This is a genomic window from Erwinia sp. 009765445 (assembly GCF_058137865.1).
This window is the reverse complement of record NZ_JBYUWC010000013.1, coordinates 68,299-84,578: the sequence shown is the minus strand read 5'-3', so window position 1 is coordinate 84,578 and position 16,280 is coordinate 68,299. Positions and strand designations below refer to the sequence as shown.

Genomic DNA, 16,280 nt, shown 5'->3' with positions numbered 1-16,280 from the left:
GTCTGGAGTAAACCACCATGTCTGACGGCTGGAACATTGCGCTACTTGGCGCGACAGGCGCAGTAGGGGGAGCTGTACTGGAACTGCTGGCGGAACGCCAGTTCCCGGTTGGTGAGCTGTATTTGCTGGCGAGCGAACGCAGCGCGGGTGAAAACCTGCGTTTTGAAGGCAAAACGTTAATGGTCAACGACGCCAGCCAGTTTGACTGGTCTCAGGTGCAGCTGGCGTTCTTCGCTGCCGGGCGCGAAGCCTCGGCCCGTTACGCCGATGAAGCGGCAAACGCGGGCTGCCTGGTGATCGATAACAGCGACCTGTTTGCGCTGGAGCCGGATGTGCCGCTGGTGGTGCCGGATGTTAATCCGCAGGTGCTTGCTGACTACCGCAATCGCAACATCATCAGCGTGGCGGACAGCGTCACCAGTCAGCTGCTGTGCGCCATCAAGCCGCTGGTCGATCGGGCCGGTCTGGGGCGTTTGCAGGTCACCAGCCTGATTGCTGCCTCTGCCCACGGCAAAGCCGCGGTTGATTCTCTGGCGGGTGAGAGTGCCCGTCTGCTGAACGGTCTGCCTGCTGAAGAGACTTATTTTGGTCGTCAGCTGGCCTTCAATATGCTGCCGCTGCTGGCGGATGCTGAAGGCAGCGTACTGCAGGAGCGTCGGCTGATTGATCAGGTGCGCAAAGTGCTGCAGGACGAAGGTCTGCCAATTACCGTGACCACTGTTCAGGCTCCGGTGTTCTACGGCAACGCGCAGATTGTGCATATCGAAAATCTTCGTCCGATGTCGGCTGAAGAAGCACGAGAAGCGCTGATGCAGGCGGAAGACATTGCCCTGTCTGCTGAAGATGACTATCCAACTCAGGTTGGCGATGCTTCCGGCAACGTGCAGCTCAGCCTTGGCTGCGTGCGCAACGATTATGGGATGCCGGAGATGCTGCAATTCTGGTCAGTGGCGGACAATGTTCGCTTTGGCGGCGCGCTGATGGCGGTGAAAACCGCTGAGAAGCTGGTGCAGGAGTATTTTTACTGATGTCCGAAGCAGTCCTGCCGCAGCAGACCTTTAAACTGGCGCTCGGCATTGAATACGATGGCAGCCGTTATTACGGCTGGCAGCGGCAGCAGGAAGTCAGAAGCGTGCAGGAAAAGCTGGAAAAAGCCCTGTCGAAAGTGGCCGATCATCCGGTCAGCGTGTTCTGCGCCGGGCGAACGGATGCTGGCGTTCATGGCACCGGTCAGGTGGTGCACTTCGAGACCACTTCGCAGCGTAAAGATGCGGCCTGGACTCTGGGAGTGAATGCCAACCTGCCGGACGACATTGCGGTGCGCTGGGTAAAGTCAGTTTCTGATGAGTTTCACGCTCGTTTTAGCGCCACCGCGCGGCGTTACCGATATGTCATCTATAACCGGCGTCTGCGACCAGCAATCCTGCACGGTGGCGTTACGCACTTTTACCATCCCCTGGATGCGGAAAAGATGCAGCGCGCCGGGCAGGTTCTGCTGGGTGAGAATGATTTTACCTCATTCCGGGCCGTGCAGTGCCAGTCGCGCACGCCCTGGCGCAATGTAATGCACCTGAACGTCAGCCGTCTTGGTGCTTACGTGGTGGTGGATATCAAAGCCAATGCCTTCGTGCACCATATGGTGCGCAACATAGTTGGCAGCCTGATGGAAATAGGCTGTGGGAATCAGCAGGAGAGCTGGATGGCAGAGCTGCTGGCGGCAAAAGATCGCACGCTGGCAGCAGCGACCGCCAGAGCCGAAGGGCTTTATCTGGTCGCCGTCGATTATCCTGACCATTTTGATTTACCACGTCCGCCGATGGGGCCTCTGTTCCTCGCGGATTAAACCTGGCCTGGAGTATCAAGGAAATTTATATGGAACTGATTCACACCGTAATCGATTTTATTCTGCACATTGATGTCCATTTACAAGCGATGGTTGCGCAGTACGGCGTCTGGATTTATGCCATTTTGTTCCTGATCCTGTTTTGCGAAACGGGGCTGGTGGTCACGCCGTTCCTGCCCGGCGATTCGCTGCTGTTTGTGGCCGGTGCTCTGGCGGCCATTCCTGACAGTGCGCTGAACGTTCATGTGATGGTAGTGCTGTTGTGCGTGGCAGCCATTCTGGGTGATGCGGTGAACTATACTATTGGCCGGTTGTTTGGCGATAAACTGTTCAGCAACCCGAACTCGAAGATTTTCCGTCGCAGCTACCTCGATAAAACGCATCAATTTTACGAGCGTCACGGTGGGAAAACGATTATTCTGGCGCGCTTCGTGCCAATTGTTCGCACCTTCGCGCCGTTTGTCGCCGGAATGGGCAAAATGTCTTATCGCCATTTTGCGCTGTTCAACATGGCTGGCGGCCTGCTTTGGGTGCTGTTGTTCTCGTATGCCGGATACTTCTTCGGTAACCTGCCAGCAGTGCAGGAGAACATTCACTACCTGATTATTGCGATTATTCTGGTATCGGTTCTGCCTGGCGTGGTGGAAGTTTTACGCCACCGCCGTGCAGCACGGCAGCAGAAATCGCAGTAACTTTACGCCAGACCTCCTTCGGGTGGGCCTGAATATCGGGCGTTTAGTCGCTAAAAGCCCTTTGTATACTGCTGATGTAGTATACAAAGGGTATCAGAGAGCGGATTAAAGATTGATTTTCTCCATGAACTCTTTTTCCAATTCGTATTCTGATGTTAAACATGCATTTCTTTCTGCTATTTCAGCATCAGTGTTAAGCGAATCGTGTATTTTTACCTGACATTTTTTCTCAATGGTTTTATTCCATGAAAGACTTAAATCCAGAATTTCACTTTTTCGCTCCGGCATGTCTGTTGTTATTTTTTCAATGGTCTCATTTAGCGAATTTAAACTGTTTTTCATTTCTTTTTCTGAATTGTCATTGATAGCCTGTAACTGGCTCATTTCTGGTTCAGTAAAGGCAGCGTGCCCCCTGCTGAATAAATTAAACAGTGAAAAATAACATATTGGATCGTTTTTTTCATAGTGAATTCATCCTTCTGATAAATCTGTCATTAGGAACTCTTAGCCAAAGTGATTTGTCTGATAAAACTTTCCTGAACTCCCGGATATCTCCCGCATAGGCGGCACGTTGAATCAGCGCTCTGCTATCCGGTGTATAATCACCACGATATCATAAATCGATAAGGACTTCTTTTATTATTTCAGGAATGTTTTTCCATGCTATTTCTGGAGACGTATCTGGAATTGGATGGTATGTTTTGATTACATCTCTTTTCTTACATATTCTTTCTACATCTTTTTCCATTTCAGAATAGGTGATATTAAAAAGAGTGAGCTGTTGTAGTTCTGTTATTTCTGCGATTCTATCTCGATTCTTTTTAACAAATTGATAAGCTGAACATCCTTTCATCCCAGACCCGTTTGCAATAAGTTCAGACTGTTCTGCGCTTATTTGCGCTCTTTGTAAAATCATCAGAGAACTGATTTTTGTTCTTTTTCCCAGATCAAATCCCCTGCCAATAGTCACGCCAGATGCATTATTGCCACATGAAGAGCCCACGCCAGGCCAGTGTATTTTCCTTGAGTAGTCTTGGCTCGATTTAAAATCATTACCTTCTGCCCTGAACGTTAACAATCCTTTTTTAGGTTCCAGCATTTTCTCAATCTCCCTATTATGGTGACCAGCCTTACTTTAAATGTTCAGCTTTTATATATCCATATTTAAGTAAAGGGTATTGGCGAAGAGGATCACAAACACAGGATCTGATGCTAAACCCTTATGCTGTGGCGATTAGCGTCATTTAAAAGGTTGTGATAACACAACAATGAACAGGTAGCGTGAAGTTGTATATTATGGTGTAATGTTGCCTGTTTCTCAGGCGATAATCTGTGTTAAGTAACTGATTTAGCACAATAAACAACATAACAGGTCATCAATGAGCTGGATTGAACGAATTCTCAATAAGAGCACAATCACCCCCTCGCGCAAAGCCAGTATCCCTGAAGGGGTCTGGACCAAATGCGACAGCTGCGGCCAGGTCCTGTACCGCGCCGAGCTGGAACGTAATCTGGAAGTTTGCCCGAAATGCGATTACCACATGCGTATGCACGGTCGTGAACGTCTGCACAGTCTGCTGGATGAAGGCTCACTGGTTGAGCTGGGCAGCGAGCTGGAGCCGAAAGATTTGCTCAAGTTCCGGGATTCCAAGAAATACAAAGATCGTCTGTTAGCAGCCCAGAAAGAGACCGACGAGAAAGACGCGCTGATCGTAATGAAAGGCACGCTGCACGGTATGCCAGTCGTTGCCGCAGCGTTTGAGTTCTCCTTTATGGGTGGCTCAATGGGTTCCGTGGTAGGTGCGCGCTTTGTGCGTGCGGTTGAACAGGCCCTGGAAGACAACTGCCCGATGATCTGCTTCTCCGCATCCGGCGGTGCGCGTATGCAGGAAGCGCTGATGTCGCTGATGCAGATGGCGAAAACCAGCGCCGCACTGGCGAAAATGCAGGAGCGCGGTCTGCCATATATCTCCGTGCTGACCGATCCGACCATGGGCGGAGTGTCAGCCAGCTTCGCCATGCTGGGCGACCTGAACATCGCCGAGCCGAAAGCGCTGATTGGCTTTGCCGGTCCACGTGTTATCGAGCAGACCGTGCGTGAAAAGCTGCCACCTGGCTTCCAGCGCAGTGAGTTCCTGATCGAGAAGGGCGCTATCGATATGATCGTGCGCCGTCCGGTGATGCGCTTCAAGCTGGCAACCATTCTGGCGAAGATGATGAATCTGCCGGAGCCGCAGGAAGACAGCCTGACAGAAGCGGCGGCAGATGAAGCCCCACAGAGCCATGAGGCCTGACTGATGATGGAAAGGAGCGCAAGCTCCTTTCACTAATGAACCGTAACGTTGTGAACGGGACAAATGGATAATCTTCCTCAAGCCACGTCGCCTCTGGTCACGTGGCTTCATTATCTTGAGAATCTCCACACTCAAGCTATCGAACTTGGGCTGGCTCGCGTGCAGCGCGTGGCTACACGGCTCGACCTGTTAACTCCCGCACCTGTCGTTTTCACCGTCGCCGGTACCAACGGCAAAGGCACCACCTGCCGGACCCTTGAAACGCTGCTGATGGCGGCGGGCTATCGGGTTGGCGTCTACAGCTCGCCTCATCTGCTGCGCTATACCGAACGGGTGCGCATTCAGGGCGAAGAGCTGGCTGAAGCCGACCATACCGCCTCGTTTGCTGATATTGAAGCCGGACGCGGTGACACCTCTCTGACCTATTTTGAATACAGCACGCTTTCCGCGCTGTGGCTGTTTAAACGCGCCGCGCTGGATGTGGTGATCCTCGAAGTGGGTCTGGGTGGAAGGCTGGATGCCACCAATATTGTTGATGCGGATGTCGCCGTGGTCACCAGCATTGCGCTGGACCACACCGACTGGCTGGGGCCGGACCGGGAAAGTATCGGGCGCGAGAAAGCCGGGGTGTTCCGTGGTGGCAAACCTGCGGTAGTGGGCGAGCCTGAAATGCCGGAAACCATCGCTGAAGTGGCCGATACGTTGGGGGCAACCCTCCTGAAGCGTGGTCGCGACTGGTCATTCACCGTGGGTGACAACGACTGGTCGTTCAGCGACGGGCAGGGCACTCTGGCGGCGCTTCCGCTGCCGCAGGTTCCTTTGCCTAATGCAGCCACTGCGCTGGCTGCGTTGCGCGCCTCCTCCCTGAAAGTGGACCCGGCGGTAATTTACGGCTGGCTGGATAAGGCTGTTTTGCCCGGTCGTTTTCAGACTGTTGCAGAAGCTCCCCGGATAATCCTGGATGTGGCTCATAACCCTCATGCTGCGGCCTATCTTGCCGGGAAACTGAGCGAGCTGCCAACAACCGGCAAAGTGCACGCCGTAGTCGGCATGCTGCATGACAAAGATATTGCCGGAACCCTGGCCTGCCTGGCCCCTGAAGTTGACTGCTGGTACTGTGCGCCGCTGGAAGGCCCGCGGGGTGCCAGTGCGGGTGAGCTGATGGCGCATCTGCCGACGGCAGAGGCGTTCTCCAGCGTGCCAGAAGCATTTAATCATGCCTGCCAGCAGGCGCAGGCTCAGGACACTGTGCTGGTGTGTGGTTCGTTCCACACCGTGGCACACGTAATGGAAACGATGCAAACGGAGAACGGCAGTGGCAAGTAAGTTTCAAAACCGTTTAGTCGGGACCGTCATTATCGTGGCGCTGGGCGTGATTATTCTGCCTGGCTTGCTGGACGGTAAGAAAAAGCATTACAAAGAAGAGTTTGCTGCTATTCCGCTGGTGCCAAAACCGGGCGACCAGCAGGAAACGGATATGGTGCCGCCGGTGACCCAGTCGCTGCCAGCCCAGCCGCCAGAAGGGGCCAGTACCGCAGTGACAGGGCAGGATGGTGGCAATACTTCCCAGGCAGAGAGCGGTTCCACCGCGCCTCAGTCGGCTAATCACCCTACCGTCGTGGCTCCGCCGCCCATGCAGCCTTCCAGGCCGCAGCAGCAGAAGCCGGCAGAGAAACCTAAACCGGTTGAAAAGCCAAAGCCTGTTGAAACGCCAAAACCTCAGCCGAAGCCGGCAGAAAAAACGGTTGAAAAACCGAAGCCGGAACCGCAGCAAACGCAGCCTGCTCAGCAGGAGAGTGCGCCAGCCGGTCAGGCCTATGTTGTTCAGTTGGGGGCGTTGAAAAATGCCGCTAAGGTCAATGAAGTCGTCGCACAGCTGCGCCTGTCAGGCTACCGTGCTTTCACCGTGCCTTCCACGCCGGTACAGGGACAAATTACCCGCATCTACGTCGGGCCGGATGCTTCCAAAGCGAAGATGCAGGCAGCAGTCAGCGAACTGAAAGGCATTTCAGGGCTAGGCGGGGTGGTTAAACCTTACAGCGCCCGGTAGGTTGTCTCTATTAATGCAACAGCCAGAGCCTTTTCTGGCTGCGTTGTCCCCGGCCATAACGAGGGTCATCATTTATCGTTCTGGCCGGTTATCTGAAGTAAATCAGCCAATTGCTTCGGACGGTCAGTGCAGGTGCTGTACCGGCTGCCAGGGCGCGTAATTGCTGATTTTTTTTGCATTTTGTTTTAATTAAACTGGCAAAGGAAAACCCTACGCAAACGTTTTCTTTTTCTGTTAGAATTCGCCCCGAACTTAAGGCTCGTCTCCCTCTGTTGCATGGAGATAGTGCTGTTACAGAAAGAGGCGATCTTAAGGGCATTGTTGCTGGAAGAGTTCATGGTCTGGATAGATTACGTCATTATTGCGGTTATTGGTTTTTCGGCTCTTGTCAGCCTGATCCGCGGGTTTGTTCGGGAAGCTTTATCCCTCGTCACCTGGGGTTGCGCATTTTTTGTCGCCAGTCATTACTACTCCTTCCTTGCCGTCTGGTTCACAGGTTTTGAAGACGAACTGGTTCGAAATGGAATCGCCATTGCGGTGTTATTCATTGCCACGCTGTTAGTCGGGGCGATCGTTAACTACGTGATTGGTTCGCTGGTTGAAAAAACCGGCCTGTCGGGTACCGACAGAGTGCTGGGAGTCTGTTTCGGGGCATTACGTGGCGTGCTGATTGTGTCAGCCATTCTGTTTTTCCTCGATACTTTCACCGGCTTTTCCAAAAGCCCGGACTGGCAACAGTCTCAGCTGGTTCCCCAGTTCAGTTACATCATCAGGTGGTTTTTCGACTACCTGAAAAGCACGTCGAGTTTTTTGCCCCGGTAATCGAACCGGGGTTGCGGCTTATGAGGAAATGTCAATATGTGCGGTATTGTCGGGATCGCCGGTTTTTCACCGGTCAACCAGTCGATTTATGACGCGTTAACGGTGCTCCAGCACCGTGGGCAGGATGCCGCAGGCATCGTTACCATTGATGCATTGAATTGCTTCCGTTTGCGTAAAGCCAACGGCCTGGTCAGCGATGTATTTGAAGCCCGCCATATGCAACGTCTGCAGGGCAATATGGGGATCGGCCACGTCCGCTACCCCACGGCAGGAAGCTCCAGTGCTTCTGAAGCCCAGCCCTTTTATGTGAATTCCCCTTACGGTATCACTCTGGCTCATAACGGCAACCTGACCAATGCCCACGAGCTGCGTAAAGCGCTGTTCGAAACCGGTCGTCGTCACGTTAACACCACTTCCGACTCTGAAATTCTGCTCAATATCTTCGCGTCTGAAGTGGACCGTTTCCAGCACTATCCGCTGGAAGCCGAGAACATTTTTGCCGCTGTGGCAGCGGTGCATCAGCACGTGCGTGGCGCTTACGCCTGCGTGGCGATGATTATCGGCCACGGGCTGGTTGCCTTCCGCGATCCTAACGGCATCCGCCCGCTGGTGATCGGCAAACGTTCCCTGGCTGACGGCCGCACCGAATATATGGTGGCTTCCGAGAGCGTGGCGCTGGATACGCTTGGTTTTGAATTCCTGCGTGATGTCGCACCGGGCGAAGCAGTTTACGTCACCGAGAAAGGTCAGCTGTTTACCCGTCAGTGTGCAGAGAACCCGAAATTCAACCCGTGCCTGTTCGAGTACGTCTATTTTGCCCGCCCGGATTCATTCCTGGACAAAATTTCCGTCTACAGTGCGCGAGTGCGTATGGGCACCAAGCTGGGTGAGAAAATCGCACGCGAGTGGGAAGATCTGGATATCGATGTGGTGATCCCTATCCCGGAAACTTCCTGTGATATCGCGCTGGAAATGGCCCGCATTCTGGACAAGCCATACCGGCAGGGGTTTGTGAAAAACCGCTACGTTGGCCGCACCTTTATCATGCCTGGTCAGCACCAGCGCCGCAGCGCGGTTCGCCGCAAGCTGAACGCTAACCGCGCCGAGTTCCGTGACAAGAACGTGCTGCTGGTCGATGACTCCATCGTTCGCGGGACCACATGCGAGCAGATCATCGAAATGGCCCGTGAAGCCGGGGCGAAGAAAGTGTATCTGGCCTCTGCGGCTCCGGAAATTCGCTTCCCGAACGTCTATGGCATTGATATGCCAAGCGCCACCGAGCTGATTGCTCACGGCCGTGAAGTGGAAGAGATCCGCCAGCTGATTGGAGCCGACGCGCTGATTTTCCAGGATCTCAACGACCTGATCGAAGCGGTACGCGAAGAGAATCCGGATATCGCCCAGTTCGAATGCTCGGTGTTCAACGGCGTTTACGTCACCAAAGACGTTGACCAGCAATATCTGGAGTACCTCCAGTCGCTGCGTAATGACGATGCCAAAGCGCTGGCCCGGCAGAATGAAGTGGAAAACCTGGAAATGCACAACGAAGGCTGATGCCCTGAAGTGTGTCAGCAGGTATGATGGGCTGGAAGCGATTCCGGCCCATTTTTATTTCTGCCAGGGCAGGACAGAAACAGCGAAGGAGTATTATGAAACGACTCATAATCGGTATCTCAGGCGCCAGCGGCGTGATTTATGGCGTGCGTGCTCTGCAGGTTTTGCAGCAGCTGAGCGGGGTGGAAACCCATCTGGTGATGAGTCAGGCTGCGCGTCAGACGCTGGCGCTGGAGAGCGACTACACGGTGCGGGAAGTGAATGCGCTGGCCGATGTGGTCCATGACGTGCGCGATATAGCGGCCAGTATATCCTCCGGCTCTTTCAAAACCGATGGCATGGCAATCCTGCCCTGTTCAATGAAAACCCTTTCCGGCATTGTGCACAGCTACAGCGACGGGCTGCTGACCCGCGCGGCAGATGTGATCCTGAAAGAGCGCCGCAGGTTGGTGCTGTGCGTGCGTGAAACTCCCCTCCATGTTGGTCATCTGCGGATGATGACCACCGCTGCCGAGCTTGGCGCCATCATCATGCCGCCGGTTCCGGCCTTTTATCATCGCCCGCAAAACGTGATGGACATAGTCGATCAGACCGTTAATCGCGTCCTCGATCAGTTTGATATTGAACTCGACAAAGATCTCTTTACGCGCTGGCAAGGTGCATAACCCACCCTTAATCGCACCAAAATAGTGCGTCAATTGGTGCTGAATCGCTTTTCGTGCATGCCATGCACCAAAATGCGACATTGTTACCACTTTGTTACTTTAAACCTGCTATATATTCCCACGCCTGCCGGGTGTTTGCGCCCGGTAAAGGCGGACAGGCCCGTAAGCGCTGAGATGGGGCAGGCAGATGTAAAAGTGGCACGAAATCTGCACATGACATTTGCTGTTACTGCGCTAAACACACATCACGACTGAATAATAAAAGACCAAACTCGAGGGTAATCTATGAAAAAGCAGGTCCTGGCTCTTTCTCTGCTGCTGGCTTTGACCAGCGCCGGTAGCGCTTTTGCCGCCGTGCCAAAAACGCTGCGTATCGGTACCGATCCGACCTATGCCCCGTTTGAATCGAAGAATGCTCAGGGGCAGCTGGTTGGTTTTGATATCGATCTGGCGAACGAGATCTGTAAGCGTATCGAGACCAAATGCACCTATGTGGAAAGCGACTTTGATGCGCTGATCCCTTCCCTGAAAGCGAAAAAAATCGACGCGATCATCTCTTCGTTGTCGATCACTGAAAAGCGCCAGGAAGAGATCGCCTTCTCTGAGAAACTGTACGCGGCTAACTCCCGTCTGATTGCGCCGAAAGGATCAAAAATTCAGCCGACGGTGGAATCGCTGAAAGGCAAAACCATCGGTCTGCTGCAGGGTACCGTGCAGGAAACCTACGCCAATCAGTACTGGCGTCCACAGGGCATCACTATCACCCCTTATGCTAACCAGGACCTGGTGTATCAGGATTTGGCCGCGGGCCGTATTGACGCGGCATTCCAGGACGAAGTCGCCGCCAGCGAAGGTTTCCTGAAGCAGCCAGCCGGTAAAGAGTACGCTTTCGCTGGTCCGTCAGTGAAAGATGACAAAATCTTCGGTGTTGGCACCGGTATGGGCATGCGTAAAGATGATGCTGACCTGAAAGCAGCTATCGATAAAGCGTTCGATTCCATGCGTAAAGATGGGACTTACAACAAGTTAGCGAAAAAATATTTCGACTTTGACGTGTACGGCGGTTAACAATACCTGTCATGGGGGCCAGCCAGTCTGCAGACGGCGGCCCCCGTTTTGTACGCTACAGGCGGATAAAACACCAAGTTAATACCAGGACAGGAACACCCTATGCTGTATGGATATTCGGAAGTAATTTTTAAAGGCGCGATGGTGACTCTGGAGCTGGCACTCAGCTCCGTGCTGCTGGCCGTGATCCTTGGTTTAATTGGCGCCGGGGCCAAACTTTCCAGCAATCGCACGCTGGCACTGATTTTTGAAGGCTACACCACCCTGATCCGCGGCGTACCCGATCTGGTGCTGATGCTGCTGATTTTCTACGGGTTGCAGATCGCCCTGAATCAGATTACTGATATGCTCGGCTTCGATCAGTTTGATATTGATCCGATGGTCGCGGGCATCATCACGCTCGGTTTTATTTACGGTGCTTACTTCACTGAAACCTTCCGCGGGGCTTATATGGCCGTGCCAAAAGGGCAGATTGAGGCCGCCACCGCCTTCGGCTTCTCCTCCTCACAGACTTTTCGCCGGATCCTGTTCCCGGGCATGATGCGTTATGCGCTGCCGGGCATTGGCAATAACTGGCAGGTGATCCTGAAAGCCACCGCGTTGGTTTCGCTGCTGGGATTGGAAGACGTGGTGAAAGCAACGCAGCTGGCGGGAAAAAGTACCTGGCAGCCGTTCTACTTCGCCATTGTAGCCGGGGTGATTTACCTGATTTTTACCACGCTCTCCAACGGGGTGCTGTGGTGGTTAACGCGCCGTTACTCTGTGGGTGTAAGAAGGGCTGACTTATGATCGATATTATTCAGGAATACTGGAAAGCCCTGCTGTGGACCGACGGTTACCGCTTTTCCGGCGTGGCGATCACGCTGTGGCTGCTGATCATCTCCGTTGTGCTGGGTGGCTGCATGGCGGTGCTGCTGTCCATTGCGCGCGTCTCATCAATCAAAGCCGTGAGTTTCCCGGTGTGGCTGTTCACTTATGTCTTTCGCGGTACGCCACTGTATGTGCAGCTGTTAGTGTTTTATTCCGGTATGTACACGCTGGAAGTGGTGAAAGGCAACGAGTTGCTGAATGTCTTTTTCCGCAGCGGGCTAAACTGTACGCTGCTGGCATTAACGCTTAACACCTGCGCCTATACCACAGAAATGTTCGCGGGTGCGATCCGTGCGGTTCCCCACGGTGAGATTGAAGCCGCTCGCGCCTATGGTTTCTCCACCTTTAAACTGTACCGCTGCATCATTATGCCTTCGGCACTGCGCACCGCGCTGCCAGCTTACAGCAATGAAGTGATCCTGATGCTGCATTCCACCGCACTGGCCTTTACCGCGACGGTGCCGGATCTGCTGAAAGTTGCGCGTGATATCAATTCCGCCACTTATCAGCCGTTTACCGCTTTTGGTATCGCGGCCGTGCTGTATCTGATTATCTCGTATGTGTTGATTAGTCTGTTCCGCAAAGCGGAAAAACGCTGGCTGAAGCACGTTAAACCTTCATCAACCCATTGAGCAAAATTATGGCTGAAAACAAATTAAGCGTCACCGAACTGCATAAACGCTATGGCGAGCATGAGGTGCTGAAGGGCGTATCACTTCAGGCGAATGCCGGGGATGTGATCAGCATTATCGGTTCTTCCGGTTCAGGTAAAAGTACCTTCCTGCGCTGTATTAACTTCCTGGAAAAACCGAGCGAAGGCACCATCGCCGTCAACAACCAGATGATCAATCTGGTGCGCGATACCGACGGCCAGCTGAAGGTCTCCAATAAGGAGCAGCTGCGTGCGCTGCGCACCAGCCTGACGATGGTGTTCCAGCACTTCAATCTGTGGAGCCATATGACGGTGCTGCAGAACGTGATGGAAGCGCCAATTCAGGTGCTGGGCCTGAGCAAGGCGGAAGCGCAGGAGCGGGCAATCCGCTATCTGGATAAGGTGGGGATTGATGAACGTGCCCGCGCTAAATATCCGGTGAACCTGTCAGGCGGACAGCAGCAGCGTGTTTCCATCGCGCGTGCGCTGGCAATGGAGCCTGAAGTGCTGCTGTTTGATGAACCGACCTCCGCTCTCGATCCGGAACTGGTGGGTGAGGTGCTGAGGATCATGCAGAAGCTGGCTGAAGAGGGCAAAACCATGGTGGTGGTGACCCACGAAATGGAGTTTGCCCGCCACGTTTCCAACCATGTGATCTTCCTGCATCAGGGCAAAATTGAAGAAGAGGGGCCGCCGCAGGAGTTGTTTACTAATCCGAAAAGCACCCGTCTGCAGCAGTTCCTCTCCGGGGCATTGAAGTAATCCCGCCTTCACCAGGAGACGAGCCATTAGTCTCCTGGCTGCTTCAGGATCAGTAGAGAGATTTTTTGCATTGCTCAATCATTGCAGTTATTGAAGCAAATGCGTCAGGGTCGTTGCGAACGTAATAAAAATTAACGCTGGTTTGATCTTTACCAAAAGCCTGATCATCAATTGATGCGATATGTTCGCCATCTTTTCTGAATAAATTAAATCGTTTATCTCCATTCGAGAAAGGGTCATCTTCCCTTAATGATAAATTCCTGTTCAATGCTGCGCTGTCCAGGCAGTTTTCGATCTGGCGGGGATGCCCGTTAAAATAAGCTGTTTTCAGTTCCGGATGCAGTATGACCTGATCAAGATCGACACATCCGGTAAGAATGAAAAGTAGGGCCAGGATATTTACTTTTTTCATGATTAAGCCTTGCTGATAGCTGATTTGAAACTCTCCCGCTGCCAGAGCTTACATCACATCTTCCAGCGCTTCATTCAGCTGATACCAGCGGAAGGTGAATCCTGACTCCTCCAGCCGCCTGGGCAGCACATGCTGACCGCCGAGTACCAGTACCGACGATTCGCCCATCATCAGTTTGATGGCGCTGGCGGGCGTGCGCATAAAGGCCGGACGGTGCAGGGCATGCCCCAGCGTGGCGGCAAACTGTTCATTGCGCACGGCATACGGTGCCACCATATTGAACGGGCCGCGCAGGTTTTTGTTGTCCAGCAGCCAGAGAATGGCGTTGAGCATATCGTCCAGATGGATCCAGGGCATGTACTGTTTGCCGCTGCCTAAGGGACCGCCGATGCCAAGCTTAAAGGGCAGCTTCATTTTGCTCAATGCACCGCCTTCCTTTGCCAGCACAACGCCGGTTCGCAGCAGGCAAACCCGCGTTCTTTCACTTTCTGCTGCCAGCGCTAACGCTTCCCAATGGGCACAGAGCGTATGGGTGAACTCTTCATGCCCCGGATCGTCCTCGGTCAATGCCAGGTCCCCGGTATCACCGTAATAGCCCGTGGCTGAACCAGAGATAAAAACGGCCGGAGGTGACGTGCTGCCATTGATCAGCGCCGCCAGCCGCTCGGTGATCTGCCAGCGGCTCTCACAGAGCTGTTGTTTCTGGTGCTCTGTCCAGCGTTTGTCGGCGATCGGTTCACCTGCCAGATTGATCACTGCATCGATCCCGTCCAGATCTCGCTGCTGGTCGAGTCCTGACCACAGGTTGACCGTGTCGCCGAGTTTTTTTCGTGCGCTGACCACGTCGCGGGTGACCACGCTGACCCGGAAGCCACGCTGTAGCAGGCGGGGAATAAGGTGACTGCCAATCAGGCCGGTTCCGCCCGTGAGTAAAATGTGCATGTTGTCTGTCCTTAAGAGATGAAGTAAAAAAGCCAACAGCCCGCTATTCAGCTTAGAAGATGTTCGCAGGAAAGGCTGTGAAGTGCATCGATTCACCCTGCAGTGAAGCCAGAGATGCCAGATTCAGGCCGTTGCCCGGAAGGCTGTTCTGTATTGTCTGCCGGGTGCTTCAGAGAGATTGCCTTCCGGCCAAAAAGTGGGTAAACAGGATGCAGACACCGCCTTGTGAGGAACACAGGATGAACTATCCCAATGTTACGCTCTGGTCAGATGCCTGTTTTTTCAGTCCGTATGTGATGTCCGTTTTTGTTGCCCTGAGTGAAAAGGGGGTGCCTTTTTCCCTGCAGCATATTGACCTGTCCAGTCAGGAGCATCTGGCGCAGCCGTACAGTCAGATTTCACTGACCCGCCGCGTGCCCACTCTGCAGGTTGATGATTTCCTGTTATCAGAATCCTCCGCGATAGAAGAGTATCTGGAGGAGCGTTTTCCCGCGCCGGAATTTGAGCGGCTCTATCCCCGGGATCTGAAAAAACGGGCTAAAGCGCGTGAGATACAGGCCTGGCTGCGCAGCGATTTTCTGCCGATCCGTGAGGAGCGCCCGACGGAAGTGCTGTTCGCCGGAGACACTTTTGGCCCGCTTAGTGAGGCGGCGCAGCACTCTGCGGCTAAACTTATTGCTGCCGTTGAGCGCCTGCTGTCTGCAGGCCAGCAGAACCTGTTTGGAGAGTGGTCCATTGCGGATACCGACCTGGCAGTGATGATCAACCGGCTGGTGCTGCATGGCGATGCGGTGCCGGAAAGCGTGGCGGACTATGCTCATTTCCAGTGGCAGCGCGCTTCGGTTCAGCTGTGGCTGTCAGAATCCTCTAAGAGACCTTGTGAATGACACCGTGGGATTATAATTTTTCAACGGCCCGTGGCACACTGTGCGGGCAAGGGTAAACGAGCGCTGAGGCGCCAGAACATATAAGGGTTACGGATGGTGGAGCAAGACAGCGGCACGGAGTGGGTGGATATCGTTAGCGAAGATAACGAGGTTATTGCACAGTCCAGCCGTGCGCAAATGCGGGCACAATGTTTGCGCCATCGCGCGACCTACATCGTGGTTCACGATGGCATGGGTAAAATTCTGGTCCAGCGCCGCACCGAAATAAAAGACTTTATGCCGGGCATGCTGGATGCCACTGCCGGTGGCGTGGTGCAGAGCGGCGAGGAACTGCTGGAATCTGCGCGCCGTGAAGCGGAAGAAGAGCTGGGCATTGCTGATGTGCCGTTCGCGGAGCACGGCGTGTTCTACTTCGAAGATCAACATTGCCGAGTCTGGGGTGGATTGTTCAGCTGCGTCTCGCACGGGCCATTTGCCATGCAGGAAGAAGAAGTGGATGAAGTGTTCTGGATGACGCCGGAAGAGATCACCGCACGTTGTGATGAGTTCACCGATGACTCGCTGAAGGCACTCTCCCTGTGGCTCAGCCGTAATAACGAGCAGGGCCGCTCAGCGGCTGTTTCTCAGGCATAAATAACCGGCAGAGAAGGCTTCTCCGCGCAACTTAGCTGGTACAGATTGAAAGAGCTTCGTGTAATATACCCCAGTCAGAGCTGGTATTTCACTGAACTGGCCCGGTGATTGCGTTGAGGAATTCTACTTAAAAT

General features: G+C 53.7%; 18 protein-coding genes and 1 pseudogene. 15 read left to right on the top strand and 4 right to left on the bottom strand.

Annotation, left to right across the window (positions count from 1 at the left end; all coding sequences use genetic code 11):
- Window positions 1-17: 17 nt before the first annotated feature.
- Genes AC3Y5R_RS15430 through AC3Y5R_RS15420 form a run of 3 tightly spaced genes read left to right on the top strand, consistent with a single transcriptional unit; the run spans window position 18 to window position 2,535 of the window.
- Complete coding sequence (locus AC3Y5R_RS15430) at window positions 18-1,028, top strand: aspartate-semialdehyde dehydrogenase (RefSeq protein WP_489922074.1); 1,011 nt, start codon at window positions 18-20, stop codon at window positions 1,026-1,028.
- Window positions 1,028-1,843, top strand: a complete 816-nt coding sequence (gene truA, locus AC3Y5R_RS15425) for a tRNA pseudouridine(38-40) synthase TruA (protein ID WP_158783693.1) — start codon at window positions 1,028-1,030, stop codon at window positions 1,841-1,843. The genes AC3Y5R_RS15430 and truA overlap by 1 nt, the downstream gene beginning before the upstream one ends.
- 29 nt (window positions 1,844-1,872) lie before the next feature.
- Window positions 1,873-2,535, top strand: coding sequence for a DedA family protein (locus AC3Y5R_RS15420; protein ID WP_489922073.1), 663 nt, complete (start codon window positions 1,873-1,875; stop codon window positions 2,533-2,535).
- A 105-nt stretch (window positions 2,536-2,640) separates the two neighbouring features.
- On the opposite strand, the gene AC3Y5R_RS15415 is transcribed toward AC3Y5R_RS15420, so the two are convergent.
- Together AC3Y5R_RS15415 and AC3Y5R_RS15410 are read right to left on the bottom strand one after the other, a co-directional pair.
- Complete coding sequence (locus AC3Y5R_RS15415) at window positions 2,641-2,919, bottom strand: hypothetical protein (RefSeq protein WP_489922072.1); 279 nt, start codon at window positions 2,917-2,919, stop codon at window positions 2,641-2,643.
- Window positions 2,920-2,995: 76 nt separating this feature from the next.
- Window positions 2,996-3,634 (bottom strand): annotated as a pseudogene (locus AC3Y5R_RS15410) (DUF8812 domain-containing protein).
- Between the two features lie 280 nt (window positions 3,635-3,914).
- On the opposite strand from AC3Y5R_RS15410, the gene accD reads away from it, so the two are divergent.
- From accD to hisP, 10 genes are all read left to right on the top strand, one after another.
- Window positions 3,915-4,829 carry an acetyl-CoA carboxylase, carboxyltransferase subunit beta gene (gene accD, locus AC3Y5R_RS15405; RefSeq protein WP_489922071.1) on the top strand — a complete coding sequence of 305 codons (915 nt, stop codon included), beginning with the start codon at window positions 3,915-3,917 and terminating at the stop codon, window positions 4,827-4,829.
- Window positions 4,830-4,892: 63 nt separating this feature from the next.
- Window positions 4,893-6,155: a bifunctional tetrahydrofolate synthase/dihydrofolate synthase gene (gene folC, locus AC3Y5R_RS15400; RefSeq protein WP_489922070.1), complete on the top strand. Its 1,263-nt coding sequence runs from the start codon at window positions 4,893-4,895 to the stop codon at window positions 6,153-6,155.
- The gene (gene dedD / locus AC3Y5R_RS15395) at window positions 6,145-6,879 is read left to right on the top strand and encodes a cell division protein DedD (RefSeq protein ID WP_489922069.1); all 735 of its coding nucleotides are present in this window, start codon (window positions 6,145-6,147) and stop codon (window positions 6,877-6,879) included. Before folC ends, dedD begins: the two co-directional genes overlap by 11 nt.
- A 336-nt stretch (window positions 6,880-7,215) precedes the next feature.
- On the top strand, window positions 7,216-7,701 hold the full coding sequence (gene cvpA, locus AC3Y5R_RS15390; RefSeq protein ID WP_489922141.1) for a colicin V production protein: 486 nt from the start codon (window positions 7,216-7,218) through the stop codon (window positions 7,699-7,701).
- A 36-nt stretch (window positions 7,702-7,737) separates the two neighbouring features.
- Complete coding sequence (gene purF / locus AC3Y5R_RS15385; protein WP_158783686.1) at window positions 7,738-9,255, top strand: amidophosphoribosyltransferase; 1,518 nt, start codon at window positions 7,738-7,740, stop codon at window positions 9,253-9,255.
- Between the two features lie 95 nt (window positions 9,256-9,350).
- A complete protein-coding gene (locus tag AC3Y5R_RS15380; RefSeq protein WP_489922068.1) occupies window positions 9,351-9,920 on the top strand; it encodes a UbiX family flavin prenyltransferase in 570 nt (189 codons plus the stop codon).
- A gap of 285 nt (window positions 9,921-10,205) precedes the next feature.
- Window positions 10,206-10,988, top strand: a complete 783-nt coding sequence (gene argT, locus AC3Y5R_RS15375) for a lysine/arginine/ornithine ABC transporter substrate-binding protein ArgT (protein ID WP_158783684.1) — start codon at window positions 10,206-10,208, stop codon at window positions 10,986-10,988.
- A gap of 102 nt (window positions 10,989-11,090) precedes the next feature.
- Window positions 11,091-11,777 carry a histidine ABC transporter permease HisQ gene (locus tag AC3Y5R_RS15370; RefSeq protein ID WP_158783683.1) on the top strand — a complete coding sequence of 229 codons (687 nt, stop codon included), beginning with the start codon at window positions 11,091-11,093 and terminating at the stop codon, window positions 11,775-11,777.
- On the top strand, window positions 11,774-12,490 hold the full coding sequence (locus tag AC3Y5R_RS15365; RefSeq protein WP_489922067.1) for an ABC transporter permease: 717 nt from the start codon (window positions 11,774-11,776) through the stop codon (window positions 12,488-12,490). Before AC3Y5R_RS15370 ends, AC3Y5R_RS15365 begins: the two co-directional genes overlap by 4 nt.
- 8 nt (window positions 12,491-12,498) lie before the next feature.
- The gene (gene hisP, locus AC3Y5R_RS15360; protein WP_489922066.1) at window positions 12,499-13,272 is read left to right on the top strand and encodes a histidine ABC transporter ATP-binding protein HisP; all 774 of its coding nucleotides are present in this window, start codon (window positions 12,499-12,501) and stop codon (window positions 13,270-13,272) included.
- Between the two features lie 49 nt (window positions 13,273-13,321).
- Here the strand turns inward: hisP and AC3Y5R_RS15355 are convergent, their stop codons facing one another.
- The gene (locus AC3Y5R_RS15355) at window positions 13,322-13,684 is read right to left on the bottom strand and encodes a hypothetical protein (RefSeq protein WP_489922065.1); all 363 of its coding nucleotides are present in this window, start codon (window positions 13,682-13,684) and stop codon (window positions 13,322-13,324) included.
- A gap of 48 nt (window positions 13,685-13,732) precedes the next feature.
- Window positions 13,733-14,626, bottom strand: coding sequence for a TIGR01777 family oxidoreductase (locus tag AC3Y5R_RS15350; RefSeq protein WP_489922064.1), 894 nt, complete (start codon window positions 14,624-14,626; stop codon window positions 13,733-13,735).
- A gap of 239 nt (window positions 14,627-14,865) precedes the next feature.
- Here AC3Y5R_RS15350 and yfcF point away from each other — a divergent pair, with 239 nt between their 5' ends.
- Together yfcF and yfcD are read left to right on the top strand one after the other, a co-directional pair.
- Window positions 14,866-15,513, top strand: a complete 648-nt coding sequence (gene yfcF, locus AC3Y5R_RS15345) for a glutathione transferase (RefSeq protein WP_489922063.1) — start codon at window positions 14,866-14,868, stop codon at window positions 15,511-15,513.
- A gap of 93 nt (window positions 15,514-15,606) precedes the next feature.
- The gene (gene yfcD / locus AC3Y5R_RS15340) at window positions 15,607-16,146 is read left to right on the top strand and encodes an NUDIX hydrolase YfcD (protein WP_158783677.1); all 540 of its coding nucleotides are present in this window, start codon (window positions 15,607-15,609) and stop codon (window positions 16,144-16,146) included.
- Window positions 16,147-16,280 lie beyond the last annotated feature (134 nt).

Bases quoted from the DNA above. Each gene is read 5' to 3' on its own strand.
- argT (WP_158783684.1), top strand. From the start codon at position 10,206: ATGAAAAAGCAGGTCCTGGCTCTTTCTCTGCTGCTGGCTTTGACCAGC.
- AC3Y5R_RS15365 (WP_489922067.1), top strand. From the start codon at position 11,774: ATGATCGATATTATTCAGGAATACTGGAAAGCCCTGCTGTGGACCGAC.
- purF (WP_158783686.1), top strand. From the start codon at position 7,738: ATGTGCGGTATTGTCGGGATCGCCGGTTTTTCACCGGTCAACCAGTCG.
- AC3Y5R_RS15355 (WP_489922065.1), bottom strand. From the start codon at position 13,684: ATGAAAAAAGTAAATATCCTGGCCCTACTTTTCATTCTTACCGGATGT.
- accD (WP_489922071.1), top strand. From the start codon at position 3,915: ATGAGCTGGATTGAACGAATTCTCAATAAGAGCACAATCACCCCCTCG.
- AC3Y5R_RS15420 (WP_489922073.1), top strand. From the start codon at position 1,873: ATGGAACTGATTCACACCGTAATCGATTTTATTCTGCACATTGATGTC.
- truA (WP_158783693.1), top strand. From the start codon at position 1,028: ATGTCCGAAGCAGTCCTGCCGCAGCAGACCTTTAAACTGGCGCTCGGC.
- yfcF (WP_489922063.1), top strand. From the start codon at position 14,866: ATGAACTATCCCAATGTTACGCTCTGGTCAGATGCCTGTTTTTTCAGT.
- AC3Y5R_RS15350 (WP_489922064.1), bottom strand. From the start codon at position 14,626: ATGCACATTTTACTCACGGGCGGAACCGGCCTGATTGGCAGTCACCTT.
- hisP (WP_489922066.1), top strand. From the start codon at position 12,499: ATGGCTGAAAACAAATTAAGCGTCACCGAACTGCATAAACGCTATGGC.
- AC3Y5R_RS15380 (WP_489922068.1), top strand. From the start codon at position 9,351: ATGAAACGACTCATAATCGGTATCTCAGGCGCCAGCGGCGTGATTTAT.
- cvpA (WP_489922141.1), top strand. From the start codon at position 7,216: ATGGTCTGGATAGATTACGTCATTATTGCGGTTATTGGTTTTTCGGCT.
- AC3Y5R_RS15415 (WP_489922072.1), bottom strand. From the start codon at position 2,919: ATGAGCCAGTTACAGGCTATCAATGACAATTCAGAAAAAGAAATGAAA.
- folC (WP_489922070.1), top strand. From the start codon at position 4,893: ATGGATAATCTTCCTCAAGCCACGTCGCCTCTGGTCACGTGGCTTCAT.
- AC3Y5R_RS15370 (WP_158783683.1), top strand. From the start codon at position 11,091: ATGCTGTATGGATATTCGGAAGTAATTTTTAAAGGCGCGATGGTGACT.
- yfcD (WP_158783677.1), top strand. From the start codon at position 15,607: ATGGTGGAGCAAGACAGCGGCACGGAGTGGGTGGATATCGTTAGCGAA.
- AC3Y5R_RS15430 (WP_489922074.1), top strand. From the start codon at position 18: ATGTCTGACGGCTGGAACATTGCGCTACTTGGCGCGACAGGCGCAGTA.